15 protein-coding genes and 1 pseudogene are annotated in these 23995 nt (G+C 50.6%); 5 read left to right on the forward strand and 11 right to left on the reverse strand.

Annotated elements, in window-relative coordinates; all coding sequences use genetic code 11:
* Positions 1-114: 114 nt before the first annotated feature.
* The 9 genes from OPU96_RS01080 to OPU96_RS01120 form a co-directional block, all read right to left on the reverse strand.
* Positions 115-357, reverse strand: coding sequence for an SMP-30/gluconolactonase/LRE family protein (locus OPU96_RS01080; protein WP_267863854.1), 243 nt, complete (start codon positions 355-357; stop codon positions 115-117).
* A 106-nt stretch (positions 358-463) separates the two neighbouring features.
* Positions 464-1657: a 5'-methylthioadenosine/S-adenosylhomocysteine nucleosidase family protein gene (locus tag OPU96_RS01085; RefSeq protein WP_267863853.1), complete on the reverse strand. Its 1194-nt coding sequence runs from the start codon at positions 1655-1657 to the stop codon at positions 464-466.
* A complete protein-coding gene (locus tag OPU96_RS01090) occupies positions 1654-2130 on the reverse strand; it encodes a response regulator (protein WP_267863852.1) in 477 nt (158 codons plus the stop codon). The genes OPU96_RS01085 and OPU96_RS01090 overlap by 4 nt, the downstream gene beginning before the upstream one ends.
* Positions 2111-5623: a hypothetical protein gene (locus OPU96_RS01095; RefSeq protein WP_498558503.1), complete on the reverse strand. Its 3513-nt coding sequence runs from the start codon at positions 5621-5623 to the stop codon at positions 2111-2113. Before OPU96_RS01095 ends, OPU96_RS01090 begins: the two co-directional genes overlap by 20 nt.
* A gap of 1047 nt (positions 5624-6670) precedes the next feature.
* A complete protein-coding gene (locus tag OPU96_RS01100) occupies positions 6671-7093 on the reverse strand; it encodes a GNAT family N-acetyltransferase (protein WP_267863850.1) in 423 nt (140 codons plus the stop codon).
* A gap of 1358 nt (positions 7094-8451) precedes the next feature.
* Positions 8452-9768 (reverse strand): CitMHS family transporter, encoded by a 1317-nt coding sequence (locus OPU96_RS01105; RefSeq protein ID WP_267863849.1) that lies wholly within the window; start codon positions 9766-9768, stop codon positions 8452-8454.
* A gap of 467 nt (positions 9769-10235) precedes the next feature.
* Positions 10236-13007: an aconitate hydratase AcnA gene (gene acnA, locus OPU96_RS01110; protein WP_498558504.1), complete on the reverse strand. Its 2772-nt coding sequence runs from the start codon at positions 13005-13007 to the stop codon at positions 10236-10238.
* 10 nt (positions 13008-13017) lie between these two features.
* Complete coding sequence (locus OPU96_RS01115) at positions 13018-13404, reverse strand: amidohydrolase family protein (protein WP_267863847.1); 387 nt, start codon at positions 13402-13404, stop codon at positions 13018-13020.
* Positions 13405-13590: 186 nt separating this feature from the next.
* Positions 13591-14520 carry a GntR family transcriptional regulator gene (locus tag OPU96_RS01120; protein WP_267863846.1) on the reverse strand — a complete coding sequence of 310 codons (930 nt, stop codon included), beginning with the start codon at positions 14518-14520 and terminating at the stop codon, positions 13591-13593.
* 157 nt (positions 14521-14677) lie between these two features.
* Here OPU96_RS01120 and prpF point away from each other — a divergent pair, with 157 nt between their 5' ends.
* The 3 genes from prpF (at position 14678) to OPU96_RS01135 (ending at position 18427) form a co-directional block, all read left to right on the forward strand.
* Positions 14678-15850, forward strand: a complete 1173-nt coding sequence (prpF, locus tag OPU96_RS01125) for a 2-methylaconitate cis-trans isomerase PrpF (protein ID WP_498558505.1) — start codon at positions 14678-14680, stop codon at positions 15848-15850.
* On the forward strand, positions 15847-16575 hold the full coding sequence (locus OPU96_RS01130) for a transporter substrate-binding domain-containing protein (protein ID WP_267863844.1): 729 nt from the start codon (positions 15847-15849) through the stop codon (positions 16573-16575). The genes prpF and OPU96_RS01130 overlap by 4 nt, the downstream gene beginning before the upstream one ends.
* A gap of 208 nt (positions 16576-16783) precedes the next feature.
* Positions 16784-18427, forward strand: coding sequence for an acetolactate synthase large subunit (locus OPU96_RS01135; RefSeq protein ID WP_498558506.1), 1644 nt, complete (start codon positions 16784-16786; stop codon positions 18425-18427).
* A gap of 223 nt (positions 18428-18650) precedes the next feature.
* Here OPU96_RS01135 and OPU96_RS01140 read toward each other — a convergent pair whose 3' ends face one another.
* Together OPU96_RS01140 and OPU96_RS01145 are read right to left on the reverse strand one after the other, a co-directional pair.
* A complete protein-coding gene (locus tag OPU96_RS01140; protein ID WP_267863842.1) occupies positions 18651-19991 on the reverse strand; it encodes an MFS transporter in 1341 nt (446 codons plus the stop codon).
* 1548 nt (positions 19992-21539) lie between these two features.
* A pseudogene (locus OPU96_RS01145) lies at positions 21540-22114 on the reverse strand (transposase); the annotation flags it as partial.
* A gap of 399 nt (positions 22115-22513) precedes the next feature.
* Here OPU96_RS01145 and OPU96_RS01150 point away from each other — a divergent pair.
* Both OPU96_RS01150 and OPU96_RS01155 read left to right on the forward strand, forming a co-directional pair.
* Entirely contained in the window at positions 22514-22846 is a 333-nt protein-coding gene (locus tag OPU96_RS01150; protein ID WP_053481123.1) for a carboxymuconolactone decarboxylase family protein, read from the forward strand.
* Between the two features lie 41 nt (positions 22847-22887).
* Positions 22888-23994 (forward strand): alkene reductase, encoded by a 1107-nt coding sequence (locus tag OPU96_RS01155; RefSeq protein WP_099584282.1) that lies wholly within the window; start codon positions 22888-22890, stop codon positions 23992-23994.
* Position 23995: the final 1 nt, after the last annotated feature.

Below are 23995 nucleotides of genomic sequence, written 5' to 3' on the forward strand. Positions count from 1 at the left end.
AGAGTTCGACCCAATGCTGACGGTGACGATAGGCCGCAATCGGCCATAAGCGGTCACAGACTCCTCTACCAAATTGGGGTATTCAGAACGACGCGACAGGCTAGAACTAGCTAATCAGTTCAGTAGCCCTGTAAATCGTTCTTCTGGAAGTCCCGCAGCGGCAGTCGATTCGGCCTTTATCAGCGTGCCATCGAAATATACGGGCTTATCCAGCCCTATCCTTGCACTGGTGCTGTACAGCGTTGCATAACCGGGGCCCGCTAACACTGGGCAAGTGGTTTGTACGCACTGGGAATCGATCACGCGGTCAACTTTGCCGTCGGGCGAGTAACGTACAACTCGGCTAGGCGCTCCCAAGATAATTTTGAAAGCACCACTCAGCTATCAATGTATAGATTCTGCCTGATCCCGCGGCCCATCTAGAAAGCACTAGATGGAGGCGAGCAGATAAACGAGAGCCACCTTACCGGTAGTACATTTTAACTACCTCTAATGCGGCGACCGCACTTATATCACTACAATATTTTTGAAATTTGTCTTTCTTGTTTCTATCAGCCAAATCAGAAACAGCTTTTATACATAGAACTTTCGGGCGCGGACTCGCACACATTTGCGCAGCAAAGTACACTCCATAGCACTCCATATCGACAGCAATTGCTTTTCTATGTTGATGTAGGAAAGTGGCATGCTTAGACTTATCCTCAACTACAGCACTACCAGAGAGCATCGGGCCAACACGCAAAGAAGAGGGCTCGGACGGCCTTGACACTTGTGAAATCCAAAAATCATAGACGAATTTTTCCATGGTCTGAGCGAGTCCGACTAGTTCTGGGGTTGCCTCTTTATGATCTGGAGCAGCCTCAAACAGCCCACTATGTAACCACTTGCCACTTTGCCAATCCCAACTTCGATTTGAAATAATCAAATCACCTAATCTCGTACCTGGTAGCCCTCCGCAAATACCTGTCATGATTAATAATCGCGGGCAAAAACGATCAATAAGAGCCGCAGTCATAAATGATGCGGCAACGGTACCCATCTGCGTTGAATGAGCACAAATAAATGCAAGAGTTTTATCTCCAACAACCATAGTCCCCTCTTGAAACAAAACACCATTCCCAAGAGACTGCTCAGGCGACCAAGCTATTGGTAACTCCTTAATACTTTCCAACTCCGGATAACGAAGTGCAGTAACAAAACATACATCCACCTTATGATCTTTGGGCTGAGCTATTGCTCGCTCTATTCTTTTAACAAGCTTAGACAGAGAAAACTTCCACTCTTGCTCACCGGGTGAGATTAAGAGTATCTGAGTAGTATATTTATTAAAGCCCGATTCAAACGCTGATAGTATTTCAAAATCGGCAGTAGTACCGACAATATTATCCGGCGCAACATATTCACCATCATCCAAAATTTGCTTTAAAAGCTCCATACCAGTCTCTGGAACTGGTAAATCCCCAGTACGATTCGGCAAAGCCAGATCCAGCAACATAAGATTCAACGAGCCAGAATGCTCTTTAAGAGCACGTCTAGTATCAACTCCAGATTTGGCAACAATTATTCCATCCTCTTCTGCGCCAAGCTTTAAAAGCTCTGACTTTATTACTGCGATTTTAGAATCACTATCCTCAGAAACCAGAACCTTAAATTTCATAACCGCGACTCCTCGATCACAGACTTAAGTTTTTTTCTCCATTCCCCTTTTTGAGTAGAGTAGAAAACCACCGCCAACAATATTTTATTAAACTTCTTCATTAAACTCACAGTCAGCGCGTCTAAAGTCACATCGACACCATGAGTGGTTCGAAATTCGTTATACTGAGTAAGCACGACTGCCTTAGTACGTGGCGCCTCAGAACTAATGAACCTAAGTATATCTCGCCCGCCTCCAGACTGAGGCTCTCCACCGGTCTTATCGGCTTCAAAATCGTAACTGGGGATGGACATATCAACAATACACAAATCAAATTCTTCATTACTCAATTTTTGTATAGCCGACGTGAGCGACTTAGCAACAACGGGCTCAAAGTAATTTAAATCCTCATTGAGAAAATTAATTATTGCTTTCAACTTCGGCGCATCATCCTCAATTATGAGGATCGATAACTTAGTAGTTATAGATATCATAAGACTCTCCACGAAGATGAATAGGCACCATAGCCATCACTGAAAAAAATAAACCTTCCACACTAATATCTAGCGGATCGGGAAATATTTTTCGATCGAGATATCTGGAGAGTCGTGCAACTTTGGGGAAACCCGAGCCTCCCTCGCTCGCGACAGACTCCAAATCATAGTTAACCTGAAACTTTAACTTTATTTCGGAAAGCCTTTCGGGTGTCAGCTCTAAAGCGCGCTTTTCCGAGAGGGGATTTCTTACAATGAAGCACAACACATTGGCGTCGGACGTAGTCTTAACCTCGATATCAATAGCATACTTAGCTCCACCTAAACCAGAATACTTCCAAGAATTCTCGAAAAGCGTCGTTAGACTTTCTACTATCGCCGCCATTCCTACGCCAGATAATGGCAAATCTAATGTACTGCTCTGAACCTGTTTAATTTCACCATTGAATCGTCTATATATGTTGCTAGATGCTTTTGCAGCAATGCTAATTGTCTCCGAGAGTGTAAATATCTGATCTTTGCGATGGTTTTCTGCTTTAAACCATCTTGCTGCCACCAAGCATTTTTGACATGTAGCATTCTTAATTCTAGTCAGAGCACCTGAAAGCGCCCTGGATTCTTCACCAACCAAATCGATTTGTTCAATCGCCTGTTCAAATAACGCATTGGTTTTCCCTTGCATCTCATCGTCAAAATATTCAGCAAGCCGCTGCAGGGAGGGCCACAAAGAGTCCCAATAAAGATCGTAGCTGAGCGCTAAAAATTGATGAAAATCCAGCTTAGTAGTTACAATATCACCAACTCGGGAGAAGAACTCTTCATCAGTCTTAATTTCAATATAACCGTCTAACTGCCCTTCGCTCTTCAAACGAATCTTGTTATCCAAAACGTCATCAATCAAAGCTGATAAGCTTACCGATAGGTTAATTAAAGCTGGCTTCACAATCTGAATGTATTGCGACTGATCGATAGCTTCGATGAAACGATAGATGCTTTCATCAAACTGGCCATCAACAGCCAGAAGTCCTGCTTCGTCGATCGGCCCTAAATAAGTATTTTTCATTGTTCCATGACGGATACGAGCACTTAAGTAACAATGCAAACCATCTACAGGATCATACATAAACTTCTGCTGCAACCTATCGACCATATTTAAAAATAAACGACAGTCTTCGGACAGCTCATAATCAATAAATTCCTCTACGGTCTCCGAGGTTGTAGAAGTCACATACTGAACCATCTTGTTTATGAGTGTTTTTTTACTTTCATAAATATATGTCAGCTTCCAATTATCGAAATCTGATCTAATTTCCTTCTCAGCCCACCTGGTTATCCCAGCCTCATTCACGAAAATCCTTGTTTCTTCAATGTGAGCCAAACCTTCCCACATTGTATCTCGAAGGGTGATATCCATGATTGCATTCGCGTATCGCTGCTCATTTTCAGGATTTAGCTGCACTAACAATCGCAGAACCTCAAGCCTTTCCTGCATGACTTCCCGGCTGGTAGAAAAGTCCAAGAACACGAGATTTTTTTCAATCCAAACATAAGCATATAAGGTTATAAGCGCTTTTATTTTTTTGTCTTCGCTGTCGAACGACATCTCATCAAAGCTACCAGCGACACTCAAACCATTAAAGAAATTTTCTCTTTCGAAACTTTCATGGATTTTTTTGCAAGCCATTTTGCAAACATACAGTACATCTTCATTCGTATTGCCAAGCATCGCATTGGTGAAATGGGAAACTATTGCAATGATGACTGTATCAACACTCTTTAACTCTGACCATTCATAGCTTTCAAAAATTTGATCAAGTGGATACTCCCAAGCGCTTGTCGGGTTTAGCTCGATAATAGAGTAAGCAAGATCTACGACCTCTACCAAGCCACCATTCATACACAACAGCTGTATTCTAAGCTTACAAGCCTGCCTGCTCCAATAACGACTAACTTTTGATAGATAATCAATACATACAGCACATTCGGCATCACGTCTAGACTTAAGAAACTCACAAGCCAACCAAAATATTATTTGAGGCGAAAAACTATCATGCGTAGTAAACTCACTCGGTGATTCATAAGCTAGAAAAACCTTTTTTGCAATCTCAAGCGGATCATTTAGAAAATTTCTAGCGGCCTCATTTTCGATTACTCTAACTGAACGATAATCCAGACCGAAAAAATCCTCTATCCTTAACTCAGGTGAAAGCAAAGATATCCATGGCTGAATATTAATGCTAAAAGGATCACGCTTTATCAATTGTTTAGCAAAGTCTTGCAAAGCGAGACCCATAGAACAGAACCTTAATGAATGCGCATATTTTCTAAGCTTATTGAAATACTCACTAGAAGGCGCTCCATTATCAAGAATATCTGCGATAGAGGAAATCTCAGATTCTTGTACTTTAGACTTTCCAAAGCCAAATCTGAAGTCATCGGATTGACACGAATAAAGTGCCGAAACAAGTGTTTTACTAAGCGGATAATTATAGGGACTCACTTCAAACCCCTCTTGATCCCCACTTATAAAAAACCTTAGCTTTGTAAGTCTATAGTCGGTTACACCTGCACTTTTGAGCTGATCAATAGCACTCAACATAGCAGGAGCAAAATCTTTACATTGCTCTATGAAAGCGACTGACGAAATTGCCTCAACGACACTACTATAACAATCAATTAAAGAATTACTAAAGTCATTGCAAATCACATGCCCGAGAGACTTCTCGGCGTCTGTCATGAGGCCCAAGCCCCTAAATTCGTAATAGTGCTTAGCCTTTTCACTTTTTAAGGTTTTATTTATGCTCTCCTTCCAGCGAGACATATAGGCATCCACAGAATATCTATCATCCACCCTATCAGCAAACATAGAAGCTGCATATCCGACGACCCTTCCGCCAGCTTTTTCTTTCACGTATTTGGTGAATGCCCGCACACCCGAAGTGCCACTTAACCTATTGACTAAAAAATAAAATGTCTCCAACGCCCAAAAAGTCCATCCATTTAATTCCTGGAAAGCCTCGACCTTTTTTAGCGCAGCGGCATAGTCCTCGCGCAGTATTAACTCTTGAACCTCAAAAGTTATATCTGTAGACCTATTAATTTCATCGGAGTGAAGCTTTAACCATTCAACCGCGAATGCGAGGTCGAGCTCGAAACCTTTAGAATTTATGGCGCAATTATAACCTAACTCCCTTAGGTTACTTTTACCACTCCAATTTTTCGCACCACATCTTTTCTTAAAAACCTCATAATATACAGTTATCAGACTTCCGTATTGACTAGGCTGGAGTTGTTCCCTAAAACGATTAGTCTGCCTCAGTAGCGAGTCTCTTCCCTTTAGCTTTGCTGCTCTGTCCAGCTTCTTGAATATCAGCGTTCTTAAAGTCCTTGACATCGCCACTCCTAAATATTCTTGTTTTACAAACCCAAAATTTAATTTTTGAGCATGCAGATCGGCTCTCTGCAGCTTAAAGCAAAAAAATAAATCTGCCAATACAAACCTACGGACTTAAATAGTAGCAGCGCTAACGCGACCCAGAAGAAAACCGCCTACATTTCCAATGTTTTTTCTGATTAAGAAACCTTGTATTTTCTCGATCTAAATTTTGAGTAGGCAAGAGAAATTCGACTATTAGAATCAACGGATACATCATCGTTGCAGAGGAAGACACATTGAACCGACGGCGAATAAGGCAGCTGGGGCGGGCCTAGCTGCGGAGCAGCGTAGGCCCACAACACACATCTTGCCATCTGATCTTCTGTAATTCTAGGCAACTTGCCCGCCGTAGGCTCGCGTTACTGCCATTTCCGGCTATTCCTGACCTATAATTGCCCTGAATTTCTCTGAGTTGCGTTAAATTTCGCTATGAAGATAAAGAGTTTCCTTTAATTTTCTAAAACTTCCTTGAGTTGTCTGTGTCAGGTGCTGAGCACTAGTTCGATCATATAAACAGGAGACGCCTAATGATGGACGGGCCGAAAAGGTCTATCGCGGCGCAGGGCGAGTTGTCTTTCTGGCCAGACTTGATGACTTTCGTAAGCTGATAGATGCAGAGCATCCGCTAAGTGCGGTCTATGACGATTACGCCGAACAGCTTGGCATTGGCTACCCGCAGTTCACCAAATACGTCGGCAGGTAGGTACGAAAGGAAAAACCCGATGGGCACCAAAAGGAAGGCTCTGGGCAATTCTCATCGCAAAGCCTGACACCAGCCTCGATAGGAGTCGTAAGAGGACAGCCGGAGCCCAGCGCCACAAAGCCTCCCAAACCCGGCTCAAAACGTGCGGGATTCAACCACAACGCAAATAGTGGAAACATTCGGGACGACCTGATCTGACGTTCCACGAAATAGCAAGGCTGTGTAGCCCCTTTCGCCATCAGTAATACGCACAGACGCTGTTTCAGCCATGCAACCGGCAGCAATCGACCCAATGCTGACGGTGGGGATAGGTCAGAAACAGCCAGAAGCGCATGTTAACCTCATGACCAGGCGCCTACCAGCGCTCGGCGAATGCACGTGCACTGCCTTTGAGCGCATTACTAACGAGCAACAACGATAGATTTCTGATACACATTCACATTGTTTCCGCTTCTTGCATTATGAAATGAACAAGTTATTACGAACCCTGCTTCGAGAAAAGCTCTTTCACTACCATTGTTTCCGTCACGGATTGTACATTGCAAAATTCTTGAGCCTTGCTTTATGGCTACATCAGTGGCTTGTTGAATTAGCTCGCGGCCGTGACCCTGTCTCTCATGCTGTTCATGCACTGTTAGATGGCAAATTTCAGATTGATACCACTGGGTCTTTTTTAACTCAACGCAAGCGACTACTGCGTCGTTGATTTTTCGAAATAGATAGTTGCTCGCAGACTCAAGGATCATGGCTTCGGTGTAATTTTGGGTGAGTTGATTTCTGCGGTTAAGCAACTCTGCAATTTGTCGGGCGTCTGAATTTTGCATGGTTTATTTTGCCAGCCAACGATTAAGCTAAAGAGCCGCGGAATGCGGCCCCAGTGAGCGAAGCGAACGGTTTGGGCGCATGGTTAGGTTTATTAGACACTGCCTGCTCTTCTTGCTGGTAATTGATTATGCTTCATGTGAAAGCCATTGGGGCTGCTGCGTGCATAAATTGAAGCGAATTTTATGCCCCATGATAGATCTCTATAAAAATATAGGCGACCAACGTTGCCGTAAAGGCCAAGACTTAGTAGTGTTTCTAGATGAGTTTCAATTATTCTGTCTAGATTATCTGGAGTGTATACGGCGACAAAAGCCGGAACTAAATATTCGCCGTCAACTAAAAATGTTGATTGCGCGTACGTAATGCTTTGCCAAGCCATGCGCGTGAACTTAGACGTGGCGCCGTGAACTGTGTCAGACCATTTGCATTCGACGCCAAACCACTCATTAGTGAAGCCCGCTTCTTGCAGATGAGACCTCTGCCTTAAGCATGAGGTCTATCCGAACATTTTTGTTATATATCGGATGGTACCCCGGTACTTCTCGGCGAATTTCAAAGTCATGCCCGATATTCTTTATTAGCCGATCTATAAGCGCTGCTTCGGACATGATAAATAAACCTAACTATTAAGTGATATGCCATGTCCGTTTCTTATCGCGACAGCATGTCGTACAACGTTCCTTGTCACCCTGCATATCCTTGTCTAGCTTCGGCTGGTCATTGCTCAGAGAGAAGGCGATATGGATGACGGCAAGCCCTGCTGCCCTCGAGAGTCGAGAGCAGCATCCGTGACACTACTCATTTGCCATCACAGTGTCCACCGTCCACTTTTGGCCGATTGTGTTGAAAAAGTCGTTTTTCTCAACCTGCCAGAAGACTGATGGGTGGAAACGTCTTTTTTTGCGCGCTGCCACGTAAAATCCAAGTCCAGATACCTCAGCAACAATTCAAGATTTCGATCTCAGACGTGTACTTTTCGTCCATGGAAACTGACGTAAACTTTTTCAACAGAATCGGCCTGAAGTGGTCATAGATGGATTGACGCTCCCCTCGATTACGGGGGCCCAGACGAAAGCGGTTAAAGCGCATATCACTCACCACGACTACAGTTTTTACCTTGCTTTAGGCTTAAGCCGCGCTGATGAGCTACGACTAGCAATTTGGGTAATCCCTTCCCGTATCTCACACTACTTCGATTCCATCTTCTGTGAGGGCCTGGATTGCTGTGGGTAGCTGAGGCTAGTAACCCGTACAGAATCCAGACCAAAGGTGTCCAGCCATAATTCGTCTATTTCTTGGACACCATGACTACTTCCCAATGGAACTCAGGACGCCCTGGACACGATGCAAGCCAGCATTACTGAGCGCGGTGGAACGGGAAGCCTCCGAACAACACCCCTCCTACCAACAACGCGAGGCTCGCAAGCACTGCCCACTTCAGGGCAAACTTCTGGTGGTCACCGAGATCTACCTTGGCAAGCGCGACCAAAAGATAAAGCGATGGCACCAATGGGCTCAGCAAATGCACAGGCTGCCCAACGATCGATGCGCGGGCAATTTCCAGTGTTGTAAACCCGTAAGTGGTAGCCGTTTGAGCCAAGACTGGCAGAATGCCGAAGTAGAAAGCATCGTTCGACATGAAGAAAGTAAACGGCAAGCTCACCAACGCTGTAAATACCGCGAGGTATGGCCCGAAGCTGTCAGGTATGACATGCAGCAAGCTTTGCGCCATCGCATCGACCATGCCGGTCCCCGAAAGAATGCCAGTGAAAATACCAGCGGCAAAAATCACGGACGTTACGGCCAATACGTTCGCGGAATGTGAAGCTATGCGCTCCTTCTGCTGCTGCAGATGAGGATAATTCAACGTCACGCCGATACCGAAAGCGACCATGAACAGCACTTGAATAGGCATGAGCCCAAGCACCAGGCAGGTCAACAGGCCGATGGTCAGTATCAGGTTTGGCCAGAACATTTTCGGACGTCGATTCCTCGCGCACTCCTCCGCATCGCCGTTACCGAGCGCTAGCTCACCATTTGCAAAGTCCTCAACGTCGACGATGCCAAGGCGGGCACGTTCACGTCGACCAATGATGACTGCGGTGAGTATCAGCACAGCGCAAGCCAGGAGCATGGCTGGGATCATGGGTAGGAAAATATCCAGCGCATCGACGTGCAGCGCTGCAGCTGCCCGCGCGGTAGGGCCTCCCCACGGCGAGATATTCATGATCCCGCTCGCAATGTTGACTACACAGGTGAGCCCTAGAACGCTCATCCCCAGGCGCTGGTAAAGAGGCAGGAATGCGGCAACGGCGATCATATAGGTGGTGGAGCTGTCACCGTCCAGGGAAACGAACAGCGTCAGTACCGCAGTACCAACGACGACCTTGAGTGGATCACCTTTAACCAGCCGTAGCATGAAACGAACCAACGGGTCGAACAGGCCAGCATCGATCATGATGCCGAAATACAGAATAGAGAACGTCAACATCACGCCAGTCGGGGCAAGGGCCCTGATGCCGTCCAGCATCATCGCGCCCAGCCCTGTCCAGAAACCGCCGATTGCTGCAAACACAATCGGCACTAACAACAGTGCGATAAGCGCAGTCATGCGCTTGGTCATGATCAAATACATGAAGCAACAAACCATTGAAAAACCGAGAACAGCTAGCATGGAGATACCCTATCTTTAATTAGTTACTCAGACACAGGACAGTTTGATATCGAACTGTCCACTGCCTACGCTTATAGCTATAAAGATAAAATCCATTCCCCTTCCCCGGGGGGGCTAACATCTCGCAACGTGTTTGATGTGAGCATTGAAACTTCCTCATTCATTATTTTTGTCATAGGGAGGCCGTCAGCAGAACATTGACTGCCTGAACGTTGTGCGCATGCATTTATTCGGGCTTAACGAAAAGTCTCAGAACCGGCGTCTTAACTGCAAATAAGAGCAGCATGCCAGCCATTCCGCTGTGAGACTTGTTCATTGCTTGTGGCAATACCAACAGTATCTGCTACTAAAGTCAGGCTCATTTCCGTCTCCTTCCGCGAACCTGACTGCCGTCAGGCTCGCGATCTTATAGTTGTAATAGTTACGGAATATTAATTAACTTTGAAAAAAAGACCCTTTGAAGATTATTAAGCCTCCGTTGGCGTTCGTTGTTTGACTGGCTGCCCGTTCTCGGAAGAAAGCAGGCCTGCCAAGACGAAAGGTAGAATTCCTCCATTCGCGAAGTAGGTCGCTTCGATCGCGGTATCGATGCGGGCCAACAAGGTCACGTCTTGCTGGCGACCATCCTGGCGGGTGATCCGAAGCGTTATGTCTTGAGTCGGTGTAACGCCACTCTCGACACCCAGGATATCGAAGGTTTCCGTACCATCCAGCGCGAGAGATCTCACGTCGTCAGAGCCTTTGAACTGCAATGGAAGTACGCCAAGCCCGGCCAGATTGCTGCGGTGAATACGCTCGAAGCTTTTGGCAATAACAGCCCTTACACCCAGCAAGCGTGTGCCCTTCGCCGCCCAGTCCCTACTGGAACCCGATCCGTACTCCTCGCCGGCGAAGATCAAAGTCGGGGTTTGTGCAGCGATGTAGCTGCGCGACGCATCGAACAAGGTTGTCCGGATACCCGAGGGCTGAAGTATCGTGTATGGACCTTCGTCTGCCGATCCATCTGCCTTTGTCGCAAGCATCAGGTTCTTCAGACGAACGTTGGCAAAGGTGCCACGCACCATGACCTCAAAGTGACCACGGCGAGCACCATAGGTGTTGAAGTCCTTGCGCTCTACGCCATGCTCAGCGAGCCATTTTCCAGCACTCGAATCAGGGGTGATCGAGCCGGCCGGGCTGATGTGGTCTGTGGTGATGGAGTCGCCCAGGATGGCCAGCGCACGCGCGCCTAGGATAGGACGAGCAGCCTGGGTGGTGTCGAAGAAATCGGGCTCGGCGGCGTAAGTTGACTGAGGCCAATCGTACACCTCGCCCTCGCTGGTCTTGATCGAATTCCAGAGGTCATGATCCTTGGTCAAATCAGCATAGAGATCTTTGTACAGCTGGGCGTTTGCAGCCTTGACGCTCAGCGCTTTGATTTCATCGTTGGATGGCCAAAGATCGGCCAGCAGCACTGGCTTCCCGTCGTGGTCATAGCCCAACGGTTCGGTGGTCAGGTCAAATCGCGTGGAGCCTGCCAGCGCAAAAGCTACTACCAAAGGTGGGCTGGCAAGGAAGTTCGCACGCAGGTTGCCGTGGATACGGGCCTCAAAATTCCGGTTGCCTGACAGCACTGCGCTGCAGACCAAGTCCTCACCGACGACTACCTTTTCCAAAGCAGGATCAAGCGGGCCGATATTGCCGACACAAGCGCCGCAGCCATACGCGGCGATGTCAAAGCCAAGCTGACTGAGCGGCTCAGTCAGACCAGCATCCTGCAGGTATGCAGTTACGACCCGGGAACCAGGGGTAAACAGCGTCTTCACCCATGGTTTGGCGACCAGCCCCTTCTCGACTGCTTTTTTTGCCAGCAAGCCAGCAGCGATCAAAAGCTCAGGATTTGAGGTGTTGGTGCACGAGGTAATCGCTGCGACCAGCACATGGCCGTGCCCTACTTCGTAAGTCTGTTCCGGGCCAACCGCGCCAGCAGGTTTAGCAGTGACTGGGTACAACTCTTCAAGCTGATCCTTGCTCTTGGCGTAGCCACCGCTCTTGGCATCCTGAACCAGGACTTCATCGAACCGGCGCCCGAGCCCGGTGAGGTCAACGCGATCCTGAGGACGCTTCGGGCCAGACACACACGGAACAATCTGATCGAGGTTGATCGTGATTACTGTCGAGTAATCAACACTGCCAGCAGCAGGTGTGCCGAACATGTCCTGGGCTTCAAAGTACTTGCGGATCAGCTCAACCTGCTCAGCACTACGCCCGGTCTGGTTGTAGTAGTCGAGAGTCTTGTCGTCTACCGGGAAGAAACCACTCGTTGCGCCGTATTCGGGCGCCATGTTGGCAATGGTTGCACGGTCAGTCGCACTCAGGGAGCTTGCCCCCTCGCCAAAGAATTCGACAAGCTTGCCTACCACTTTGGCAGCACGCAGCGTCTGAGTGATCAGCAGCACAGCATCTGTCGCCGTGCCCCCTGGACGCAGACTGCCATTGAGTTCCACCCCGACAACGTCCGGCATCAACATGTACACTGGCTGACCCAGCATGCCAGCTTCGGCCTCGATACCACCCACGCCCCAACCCAGCACTCCGATGCCATTGATCATCGTCGTGTGGCTATCGGTGCCCACGAGCGTATCGGGATACACGACTGAATTCTTCTCGATAACACCTTGAGCCAGATACTCCAGATTGATCTGGTGGCAGATCCCGATGCCTGGCGGAATAACCTTGAATGTCTCGAACGCTTGCATGCCCCACTTCATCAGCTCATAGCGTTCACGGTTACGCTGGAATTCGACCTCCATGTTCTTGCGAAGCGCGCCAGGCACGTTCGAGAACTCTGTCTGCACCGAGTGATCTACAACCAGGTGAACGGGTACGAGTGGCTCAATGGCTTTGGGGTTACCACCACGTTTCTTTGCCTGGCTGCGCATGGCGGCCAGGTCGGTCAATAACGGGATACCCGTGAAGTCCTGAAGAAGGACGCGACCGACTACAAACGGAATTTCCCGTTCCCTGCTGCCGTGTGGCTGCCAGTTTGCGAGATCTTCGATATGAGATTGGAGCACCTTGCTGCCATCGCAGTTGCGCAATACCGACTCCAACAGGATCCGAATCACTACAGGAAGACGGCTCAAGTTCGGATAGGCCGCTGTCTGGAGCGCAGGCAATGAATAGTAGTGGTGTTCACGGCCATCGGACGTCTTGAACGACCGCAGACTTGTTTTGGAAAGCTTGTTGGCGTCGGTCATGTGATTCTCTCTAGGGCAACTCATCAGGTGCACGTTTAGAACTGGAACAATTCGGTCGGGGGTCCACCAGCACTTTCTTTCGGTCAGCGACATCCGGCAGCCAGCGCTTCAGATGCGCCAGCTGGGTTGAATTATGCTGAGTGCCTTCATGTTGGATAAAAGGCCAGTCGCTGGCCCAAAGCAGGCGTTCAGGGCCGAAGGCCGATGACAGCAATGAAGCTGCGATGCTCACGGCGTTCAGTTCAGCTCTGTCTATTGCGTGGCTGTCGAGTTTGTCGATAAAAGACTCGTACGCTGTATCGGACGCAGGTGTGAATCTGCGGCTTTCAATGAAGGGCAGCTGTCGATGAAAAACATGGGCATGCGTATCGATAAAACGAAGGTTTTCAGAGCTCATCAGGGCACCTGTCGTCCGGCGACGTTGGGTCCATGACAACTGGACATTGTTTATTTTATGCCGAAAGCGCAGCCAGACTAAATCCGCTCAATTGCGCTTGTCAAACAATAAACGCAACCAGAGATCCAACCCATAAAAAAACCACCATGCGGTGGCTTTAGCTAAACAGGCGATACGCGCTGAGAGTCAGCTCGCGTCAGTTTCCGGCTGAGCCTTTGAAGGCAACTGGAATACAGCGGAAACTGCCTTCTTGCGCCAAGCGCCTTCGATATGCTGACGCATATAGCTGGCCGCACCGAGGTTATCACCGGCTTCGATAGCATCCAGAATTTGTAGATGCTCTACCGCGAGCGCCTGGCGCGGCAGATCCAGCTGCGTTTGGCGGTATTCGGCCAATCGGCGCACCTGGTCAAGCCGACGAAGCGTCTGGAGCGCGAATCGATTACCCGACCATTCGGCTATCGTTTCATGGAAACGCGCATTGGACTCAAACCGCTCAATGGCGGTCATGGTCAGATAACCGCCGTCTAAAATCGCCTGCTGCTCTTCGCGCAGCAAGCCCAACTGCGCCGAGTCAGGCCTGAACTTGCTATTCAAAATGCCGGCTGGCTCAATAGCCAGTCGCAGCGAGTACATGTCCTCGTAGGCTTCCAGCGAGTCAATCATTGGAAGAAAACGCCAGCCGTAGCCTACTTCCTTTTCAACCCATCCTTCGCTCTGTGCTCGCGAAAGCACTTTTCCAATCTCGCTTCTCGACACGCCCAGAAGGCGAGTCAGATCAGCCTCCGTTACAGAATCAGCAACCAAACGATCAAAACGCGCGTCTGCCAAACGAAGGTAAAGCGGATCGTCAATTTCCTGAAAATGAACCTGCAACTCCGGTGGCAGATTGTCCACGTCCCCGTGCAGGTGATAGCCACGGTTTCTGTCGAATCGCATCAATCCGGCGCCCACTAGACACTCTAATGCCACCTTAACGGGTGAGCGAGACGTTCCGATAAGTTTGGCTAACGTCCACTCCGGTAGATGGGTGCCCATGGGCAACCGCTCTCGACGAACGTAGCTGATGATCTCGCGCAACGCCTTGCGCTGGCTTTTGGTCAGGTCCTGGGGCATGTCTTATGAGCTTAAAAGGCTTGGCAGAGCGTCGAATATACACCCGGCGAGCTGATGCAGGGATAAAGCGCAAATGTTAACAAAATTTGCCCTTGCGGTATTTTTGCGTTTGTTGTCGAATAAACGCATAAATCCCTGACAGTTCGCTGAGGTTCCCATGCCACAAAAGTCCTTCAAAGCCATTTACATGCGTGGCGGCACCAGTAAGGGGGTCTTTTTCTGTACTGATTGGCTGCCTGACGATCCTGAAACCCGAGATCGCATTTTGCTTCGCGTGATTGGAAGTCCGGACCCTTATGGTCAGCAAATCGATGGCATGGGCGGGGCTACGTCCAGTACCAGCAAAGTCGTATTGGTCAGTAAATCCAACGAGCCTGACTGCGATGTGGACTATCGCTTTGGTCAGGTTGCGATAGACCGGCCGATCGTCGACTGGTCCGGCAACTGCGGTAACCTGACCTCTGCCGTGGGCCCCTTCGCGATCGCACAAGGTCTTGTGGCCGCGCCGGCGGATGGCATCGCAGTAGTAAGAATCTGGCAAGCCAATATCAATGCAAAGATCATTGCCTACGTCCCAATGCGCGACGGACAGGTGATTGAAGAAGGTGACTTCGAACTTGATGGTGTGACCTTCCCGGCAGCGGAGATAAAAATCGAATTCCTCGACCCAAGTGGCGACGCCGAAGAAGAAGGGGTTAGTGGCATGTTTCCCACAGGGAATGCGATAGATACTCTATCTGTGCCTGGCGTGGGCGACGTTGAACTCACCATGATCAATGCCGGAAACCCAGCCATCTTCGTACATGCGGATGTTCTGGGCCTGCGAGGCAACGAGCTGCAGCAGCACCTCAACAGCAATCCCGAGTTGCTGGCTAAAGCCGAGGCGATCCGCTCTCACGCAGCTGTGAAAATGGGGCTGGCGCAGTCTCCCGAGCAAGCAACACAGTTACGCCCCCACACCCCAAAACTGGCTTTCGTTGCAGCACCAGAAGGTTACACCGCGTCTAATGGCAAGGTTGTGGATCCGGCAACGCTCGATATCAATGCGCGTATTTTTTCTATGGGCAAACTGCATCACGCCATGACCGGAACCGGGGCTGTTGCAATCGCTGTTGCAGCGGTCATTCCTGGCACAGTCATCAATCGTCTGGTGCCAGATTCCGCCGGCCGCCAAATTCGCTTCGGGCATCCGTCCGGAAGTCTTGCTGTTGGGGCAGAAGCGCTGCAGGTTGAAGGCACCTGGGTGGTTTCAAAGGCCGTCATGAGCCGTTCGGCACGCCGGCTCATGGAAGGCAGTGTTCTCGTTCCCTCGGACACGTTATCAATATGAAAACGATCAGCTCTGAGTTGCGTCGGTCCTTTGCCCTCAAAGAAGAGCTACGGGTGGTGATCAACTATGGAAACCCTATTTTGGCTCATCGCCCGTTATCGGGCGATGAACCCCAGGGAGTTTCTGTGGATATCGCTCGGCGTCTGGCTCAGGCATTGAGCCTGCGCTTGCATCTGGTAACGGTCGACACAGCAGGGTTCGCAGTCAAGGCCGTCGAGAACGGTGAGGCTGACGTCGGCTTTTTCGCCATTGATCCTGTGAGAGGTGCTCAGATCGCATTCACCTCCCCCTACGTCATTATCGAGGGCTGCTACCTGGTGCGCGATAGCTTTCCTGCACACTCACTGAACGATATCGATGTGGCTGGCAATCGCATCGCGGTGGGTGAAGGTAGCGCGTATGACCTATTCCTGACTCGTGAAATACAGCATGCGACGCTGTTTCGCGCCCCGTCCTCACCCGCCGTGGTCAATACCTTTATTGAGCAAAATTTAGAGGTTGCTGCTGGCGTACGCCAGCAATTGGAGTCCGACCGGAACTCGAATCCTGGGCTTAGGCTGATCCAAGAGCCTTTCATGCAGATCCGGCAGGCCATGGGCGTGCCCAAAGCGCGAGGGCAGCAAGCATCCGTGTGGCTCGACGATTTTATTAGGAACCTGATTGCCGAAGGCTTTATTCATGACGCACTTTTACGGCATTCCATTACTGGCGTGACTGTTCCCTGACAACGCTACTTACTGCGCCCCCAAGGGGCGCAGCTCTGCATCGTCATAACTACAATGGGTAGTCCATGATTACCCAGTGTTGTTTTATGGCTGCATTATTTTCGATAGTCGCCGGCGCTTGTGGTGGAGCTGGCAGGCTCCACTATGGCAGCGCTGGCCCGCCACGACAGGCGTTTCTGTCTTCTCCCCCCCAAGAGGTTTACACCCCATGGCTAAGGCCGCAGATGTCGTTGTGCAATGTCTGGAGAACGAAGGCGTTGAATACGTTTTCGGTATTCCCGGCGAAGAAAACCTGGACCTTCTGGAGTCCCTGCGCAAATCACCAATTAAGCTGGTGCTAACCCGCCACGAACAGTCTGCCGGGTTCATGGCAGCGACCTATGGCCGTCTGACAGGCAAGACCGGGGTTAGCCTCTCTACCCTTGGACCAGGTGCAACCAACCTCGTGACCGCCGGCGCCTACGCTTATCTGGGCGGGATGCCAATGCTCATGATCACAGGGCAAAAGCCCATCAAGAAGTCCAAACAGGGTCGGTTCCAGATCATTGATGTCTGCGACATGATGAGTCCTATCACCAAATACACGCACCAGTTTGCCTCGGCGGACAACATCCCGGCCCGCATGCGTGAGGCCTTCCGCCTTGCCGAAGAAGAGAAGCCAGGTGCTGTACATTTGGAACTGCCGGAAGACATCGCTGCCGAGCAGACCGACAGCCTACCGATCCCGCCGAGCCTCGCACGTCGTCCGCTGGCCGAGCACAAGGCCGTCGAAGCTGCAGTCGCAAAACTTAATACCGCGCGTAGCCCGATTTTGGTGATTGGCGCCGGTGCGAATCGCAAAATGACCGCTAAAGTCCTCAAGCAGCTGATCGACCAGACGGGGATTCCGTTCATCACGACTCAAATGGGTAAGGGCGTCGTCGATGAGCGTCACCCACGTTTCCTAGGCAATGCTGCGCTGTCGTCCGGCGACTTCGTGCACCGTGCCGTCGAGGCTGCTGACCTGATCATCAACATCGGCCACGACGTCATCGAGAAGCCGCCGTTCTTTATGGTCCGAGGCGGCACCGAAGTAATTCACATCAACTTCCGCTCTGCCGAAGTTGATGCTGTGTACTTCCCACAGATCGAAGTCATCGGCGATATCGCCAATGCCGTCTGGCAGATCGGCGAAGCCCTGACCGACGTCAGCCACTGGGACTTCACTCGGCTCCTGGCCATACGCGAAGCCAACGAGGCGCAGATCGTCGAAGGCGCCGACGACGACCGTTTCCCGGTTTACCCGCAACGTCTGGTAGCCGACGTTCGTCGCGCCCTGCCGTCCGAAGGCATCGTTGCGCTTGATAACGGGATCTACAAGATCTGGTTTGCGCGCAACTACAAGGCGCACAAGCCCAACACTGTGCTGCTCGACAACGCCCTGGCGACCATGGGAGCGGGTCTACCCTCAGCCATGGCCGCGCACTTGGTATACCCAGACCGTTCGGTGATCTCGGTATGTGGCGATGGTGGTTTCATGATGAACAGCCAAGAGCTGGAAACCGCAGTCCGTCTGGGCATGCACATTACTGTAGTGATCCTGCGTGACGACGGGTACGGCATGATCCGTTGGAAGCAGGCCAATATGGGCTTCGCTGACTATGGCCTGGACTACGGTAACCCGGACTTTGTCAAATATGCCGAAGCTTACGGTGCCAATGGTCACCGTGTGGAAAGCGCCGCAGGATTTCTGCCGTTGCTTGAGCACTGCATCAAGACTCCTGGCGTGCACGTGATCGATTGCCCTATCGACTACAGCGATAACGACCGTATCCTGAACTACGAACTGCGTGAGCGGGCTCTGGCAGTGTAAGCATCACCCGTTCATCCGCGAGAGCACCAAGAACCTCGTGGATGAACACCACTTTCATTTCGGACGATGCAAGCTACGCCAAGGCCCCTAGCATGTTGCGCTCTTGGTGGATCGCCATACCATGCCGACTTTTACCTCTCTCTATACCTCTGTCTCTTTTCAATATGCAGCAAAAAGCCCGGGGAACTGGAGACCGTACCCGGGCTTTTTTAGCGCTTGCTGTTTATCTAATGGCTTCAGCGAGCTTCTGAGACTTTGCGTTTTGACTACCGATGTAGAACACCAATATCACGCCCACAAAGCACATCCCGGCGATTGGCAACAACGCCAGCGGGAAGCTACCCGTTTTGTCCCGAATAACGCCCACGAAGTAGTTCAGCGTACCAGTACCCAAATGCCCCAAGGTGTTGACTGCTGCGATACCCACCGCCAAAACCCCCGGAGGAAGCGTTTCACCTGTAAGGGCCCAAAAAGGCCCTTTCAAGGCAAAATTGCTGATCAGTACCATGGATAGCAAGATCAGAGTGATTACAAGGGAGTCAGTCATCAGGGTGGCGACGAAGCTCAACCCCATGATCGCCATAGGAACCGCAGTGCTGAAGATACGGTCGCCAGTTTTGTCAGCACGCATACCCCAGAAAATCATGAAGGCAGCGCCGAGCCCGAATGGAATCATGTTCAACAGACCGGTCTGCGTATCAGTCAGGTGGAACGACTTAAGGATCTGAGGCATCCAGAGTGACAGAGTATTGCTGGTTGCCGATATGCTCATATAGATCACGGCGAGCAGCAGTACCCACTTATTGCTCATAGCAGCCCAGATCTTGCTTGCACCGTGTTTGTGTGGCTTGTTTTTCTCGCTGTGCTCGCGCTCTTTTCTTTCATCTTCAAGACGGCCTGAAAGCCAGTTTTTCTCGTCATCGGTTAGCCAGCGAGCTTCGGATGGTTTGCTAGGAAGAAAGAACAGCGTAGCAATTCCCATGATTACAGCAGGCAGTGCCTCCAGCATGAGTAACCACTGCCAGCCACGGTAGTCCCAGAGGCCATCCAATTTCAGCAAAAGAACTGACAGTGGCGAGCCGATGAAATTGGATAGCGGTACCGCGACCATAAACACAGCCACGATTCGCGCCATGTAAGCCTTGGGGAACCAAGTAGTGAGGTAAAGGAGTACGCCTGGAAAGAAACCTGCCTCAGCGGCACCGAGCAGGAAGCGCGAAATACCAAAGGAAATCGGACCGGTGATGAACGCAGTACAAAAACCGACGATGCCCCAGGTGATCATGATCCGAGCGATCCAGCGCCGCGCGCCAAATTTCTCCATGGCGACGTTGCTAGGCATTTCAAACAGCACGTATGCCACGAAAAACAATGTGGCTCCGAAACCGAAAATGCTGGCGGTCAGACCAACGTCTTTGTTCATTGTCAGTGCGGCGAAGCCAATGTTGACGCGGTCAATGTAGGCAATGAAGTAGCAGAACATCAAGAAAGGCAACAGCCGCAGCATCATTTTGCGCACGGCAGCCTTCTCGACCGGGGATATGGTTTTCGCGTCGGTGCTCATGACCGTTCCTCATTATTTTTAGATTCAGCCGCGAACCTTACGGTTTAGGCAGGTTCATAGCGTCTATTTGGGTCTACAAGCGTTGGGGACCTAACGCTCACATCGCTAACATGTAATCACGCCCTTTCAGTCGCGGACAAAGCAGGCCCGCTTGGCATGCCAAAACAACGCGTCATGCGCCATGATCCCGCAACCCATGCTCTAGCACTGGCATTCTGGGAAAGCTATTTAGGACTGAGCTGCCATAGGCTGAATCCAGCCAAGGAAAACTGCTTATTCGACCCCAGAAACGCAATCAGGCTATGCCTGCAGAGTTGCGTTTGTCAAATCAAAAAGACAACCAAGCCTTGTAAATGCCGGTGCCCATGGCAACGAGCTCTTTCGCTCAATGCCTCATTGGTACAAATAGGAGTCCTTGGGCTGGCTAGCTGGTGCCCTGATCGCCCTAGTGATCGCCTAGGACGAGAGCGTTGCATTCGTTAGTTTCAAGCCGTGGTCGCTTGACCCATGTACTAGGTTGCCGCCAGCGACTGCATTGCTGTCCAGGAGTTGAGCGAACAGTCAGGCCGGTGCCGCGAGTCTGCGGCGAATGGTGGCACCGGCAGGTCGTGTCCTTCCAGATCGGCCAGCCAGGGTCTATAAATTCAATTGCCTTGAGCCTGCTTGGCTAACAAGTCGGAAATCTACGCACTTTGCAAGTTTTTAATAAATCTCGCGGCCGCGTTGCCTCTGCCTCAGGAATACGTGATGTGTCGCTAAGATTTCCCATAAAAACGGAAGCTCACCAAAAAATGAGTGCAGCACCGCATCAACGTAGAGCTAGAGTGTTTGAAGGCTTTGGGTCCAGGCTTTGTAAAAACACCGCCGAGCAGTTCAGGTCCTGCGGTTTAAAACAGTATGATTCGATAGTGGACTTTCACGACCGGCAGCCTTTGTTCGGTCGTGGTCCTTCGAACAGCAACAGCTGGGCTCATTCATAAAATTGACCACCCAGCAAAATGGCCGCACAGCATTGCCATACGTTTGATCTACAGGAACTCACAGGGGAACTGCGGTTGCATACCACATTCAATGCTGAACAACCGCTTCCTGGGCGTTTTCCGTGTCCAGGCGCCTAGCATTTCCCTCCAACTGCAGGTGGACAAGCGGATCGATCTCCCTGGCGACCAGCGCCATTGCAATATCTCGCAGAGCAGGGGCATCTCACGATGCCAATTTCAGGACAGGTGCTGAAGGACGGCCGGGACAACTCCGACTAAGGATGTCGACTCATCTAACGACCAAGAATTTGCCAGATTCGGGCTGGTCATCCAGTATACGGAGGCGCACTGAATACCAGCCACGGCCACCTAGGTCCGTGTCAGAAATCGCCATTCGCGATCGCTCGAGTACTCGGTGCAATTGGGGGCAGAACTAGGGACATAATTCGTGTTTTTCAAGCTGAAACTACTGTTCTACAGCCAAGTCAAAATGTTCTTCGGCTTGCCTGAGAGTCTCTAACCCTCTCTGGACGGTCGAATTGGTTGTTTGATCACTTCGAAGCAATAAACGGGCGCAGCGATTCGACGTGCATCGCGGTTTCATTGCGCATCCCCTGCATTTCGAACTCCAGTAATGGTGCAGCGTCAGGCCTTTTTCAACGTTGGTATAACGCCAAATCAGTGCTTCTGCGTCCGGGTAAATATATTCTTTTTTTGCCGCGTCATAGATGAAGGCATCGTTATTGAAACACCCATCCGCTTTGGCTCCAGAGGTCATCTGGATTGGGCACATAGGCATTGATGCCTGCATCGTGACAAGCAAGAATCTCCTCGCTTTTCAAGTAACCTCGATCAGCCACTACCGACAGAAATTTTTCTGAAGCTACAACCTCGCGGGCCTGCATGGCCATCGAGCTGAGTAGATCGCAGTCGGGACCGACGTTAGTGACCTCATGTGCAACGATCAAATGGTGTTGGGTATCGACGGCTGTCTGGATCGGTCAGTGAAACCTGTGTGACCGGAGAGTCGTTGAGCTGGACTTCGTGCGCCCGAAGCTCCTTAATTTGAGTTTCGAGCTTGCCGATTTTCTCTTCCAGCCGCACGGCACTTGGCTCAGGGGCTGTCGATTCTTGCAGATCAGCATACCTTCATCTGTTGCGCCTCAAGTGCTCGCGTAGCTAGCAGGTGGGGTGCTGCCGGATGGGATGTTTTCTAAAAGCAAAGACTTAGAGTCTTAGCTCCCTTGGAAGCTGGGAGCGCGGTAGCAAATCAATAAGCAGTCGCACCGCGAATCAACCAGACGCCTCAGCTACACTCATGTAGGCCTGTACTTCAGAAAACATACATGAGCATGAGAGTTGATACAGCCGCTCTTCCAACGTGCCGCTCGCAACCTCTTTCATAAAACAAACAATAAACCGTTTATTCGATTGCGTTGATAGTGAAAATCACCACAGAACCATTGAAAACCTACCAACTGGATGGTAGCTTTGTTTAGTGTTTTAAATCACTACAAACAACGCCATCCCTGTGAGAATCCCATGCAAGATTGGAAGCAAACCCGCAAAGACATCAATACTCGTTTGGTAGAGCTCAACGGCCTGTCGCCGGAAACGATGAAAGGCATGGCCGCACTCGGCGCCGCCGGTGGGAAAACCAACCATCTAGACGCCAAGACTCGCGAGCTCATCTCCCTTGCAGTGGCCGTGACGACCCGCTGCGATGGTTGTATTGCCTTCCATGCTGCTGAAGCCAAGAAGCTCGGTATAACCAGTGAAGAGGTAGCTGAAGCTTTGGGTGTGGCCATCAACATGAACGCCGGGGCTGCAATGGTCTATAGCACCCACGTACTCGACGCGTTCGACAAGTCCTAATCAAACGCCGAATCCCCCCTTCAACGACGTCGAGATAAATCATGAATAAGCTGTTCACTCCTTACGATCTAGCCGGTACTCCTTTGAAAAACCGCGTTGTCATGGCCCCTATGACTCGCACCCGAACCTTGAACAACATTCCGAATGAATCCAACGCGCTTTACTACGCACAACGAGCTTCTGCCGGCTTGCTGATCACCGAAGGCCTGCCTATTTCCGATGAGGCTCGCGGCTATCTGTACACCCCTGGCATTTACGAAGATGTGCACTTACCAGGCTGGCGCAAAGTGACTGACGCGGTGCACGCCAAGGGCGGGAAGATTTTTGCGCAGCTCTGGCACGTAGGCCGTATGTCCCACACCTCGGTACACGGCATGGCGCCAGTCTCCTCGGGCACGGTGCCTGCGGTAGATACCACGGTGTATGCCTGGATCGAGCCCGGCAAATCTGGCCCTGTACAGCCAAGCTCTCCACGTGCACTGGAAACTGAAGAAGTGAAACGCGTCATCGCTGACTTCGTGAAGTCTGCACGAATGGCCATGGACGCCGGCTTTGACGGTATCGAAATCATGGCAGCCAACGGCTTTCTGTTCGACCAATTCCTGAGCAGCGCCCTGAACACTCGTACTGATCAGTACGGTGGCTCCATTGCCAACCGTCAGCGCTTCCTTCTGGAAACCATTGATGCGATTGCTGCTGAAATCGGCGGATCGAAGATCGGTGTGCGCTTCTCTCCTTTTGGTCGCCTCTACGACTTCGGTGTGTACGAAGGCGAAGAAGAAACCTGGATGAGCATGGCAGCTGCCCTCAACGAAAGAGAGCTGGCATTTGTTCACCTGAACTACCAACCGACCATCCTCGCCGCGCAAACGCCACCAGGTTTCGGCGCTGCATTCCGTGAAGCGTACAAGGGCACCTTGATGGCTGCGGGCGGCTTCACCAAAGAGATCGCAGAGTCTGAGCTGGTTAAAGGCGAGCTAGATCTGATTGCTTTTGGCACAGCCTACATTGCCAACCCTGATCTGGTAGAGCGTATGCAGAACGATTGGCCATTGGCCGAAGGTGATCGCGCGACCTACTACGGCGTAAGCGGTTCGATTGATAAGGGCTACACCGACTATCCGGAATACGCAGCCGCCAAAGCCTGAT

This window comes from Pseudomonas sp. RP-B7, assembly GCF_059803535.1.

Excerpts from the sequence above, each read along its gene's own strand:
- OPU96_RS01120 (WP_267863846.1), bottom strand. The coding sequence starts at position 14,520 with ATGCCCCAGGACCTGACCAAAAGCCAGCGCAAGGCGTTGCGCGAGATC.
- OPU96_RS01155 (WP_099584282.1), top strand. The coding sequence starts at position 22,888 with ATGAATAAGCTGTTCACTCCTTACGATCTAGCCGGTACTCCTTTGAAA.
- OPU96_RS01130 (WP_267863844.1), top strand. The coding sequence starts at position 15,847 with ATGAAAACGATCAGCTCTGAGTTGCGTCGGTCCTTTGCCCTCAAAGAA.
- OPU96_RS01100 (WP_267863850.1), bottom strand. The coding sequence starts at position 7,093 with ATGCAAAATTCAGACGCCCGACAAATTGCAGAGTTGCTTAACCGCAGA.
- OPU96_RS01150 (WP_053481123.1), top strand. The coding sequence starts at position 22,514 with ATGCAAGATTGGAAGCAAACCCGCAAAGACATCAATACTCGTTTGGTA.
- OPU96_RS01085 (WP_267863853.1), bottom strand. The coding sequence starts at position 1,657 with ATGAAATTTAAGGTTCTGGTTTCTGAGGATAGTGATTCTAAAATCGCA.
- OPU96_RS01135 (WP_498558506.1), top strand. The coding sequence starts at position 16,784 with ATGGCTAAGGCCGCAGATGTCGTTGTGCAATGTCTGGAGAACGAAGGC.
- OPU96_RS01105 (WP_267863849.1), bottom strand. The coding sequence starts at position 9,768 with ATGCTAGCTGTTCTCGGTTTTTCAATGGTTTGTTGCTTCATGTATTTG.
- OPU96_RS01090 (WP_267863852.1), bottom strand. The coding sequence starts at position 2,130 with ATGATATCTATAACTACTAAGTTATCGATCCTCATAATTGAGGATGAT.
- OPU96_RS01140 (WP_267863842.1), bottom strand. The coding sequence starts at position 19,991 with ATGAGCACCGACGCGAAAACCATATCCCCGGTCGAGAAGGCTGCCGTG.
- acnA (WP_498558504.1), bottom strand. The coding sequence starts at position 13,007 with ATGACCGACGCCAACAAGCTTTCCAAAACAAGTCTGCGGTCGTTCAAG.
- OPU96_RS01115 (WP_267863847.1), bottom strand. The coding sequence starts at position 13,404 with ATGAGCTCTGAAAACCTTCGTTTTATCGATACGCATGCCCATGTTTTT.
- prpF (WP_498558505.1), top strand. The coding sequence starts at position 14,678 with ATGCCACAAAAGTCCTTCAAAGCCATTTACATGCGTGGCGGCACCAGT.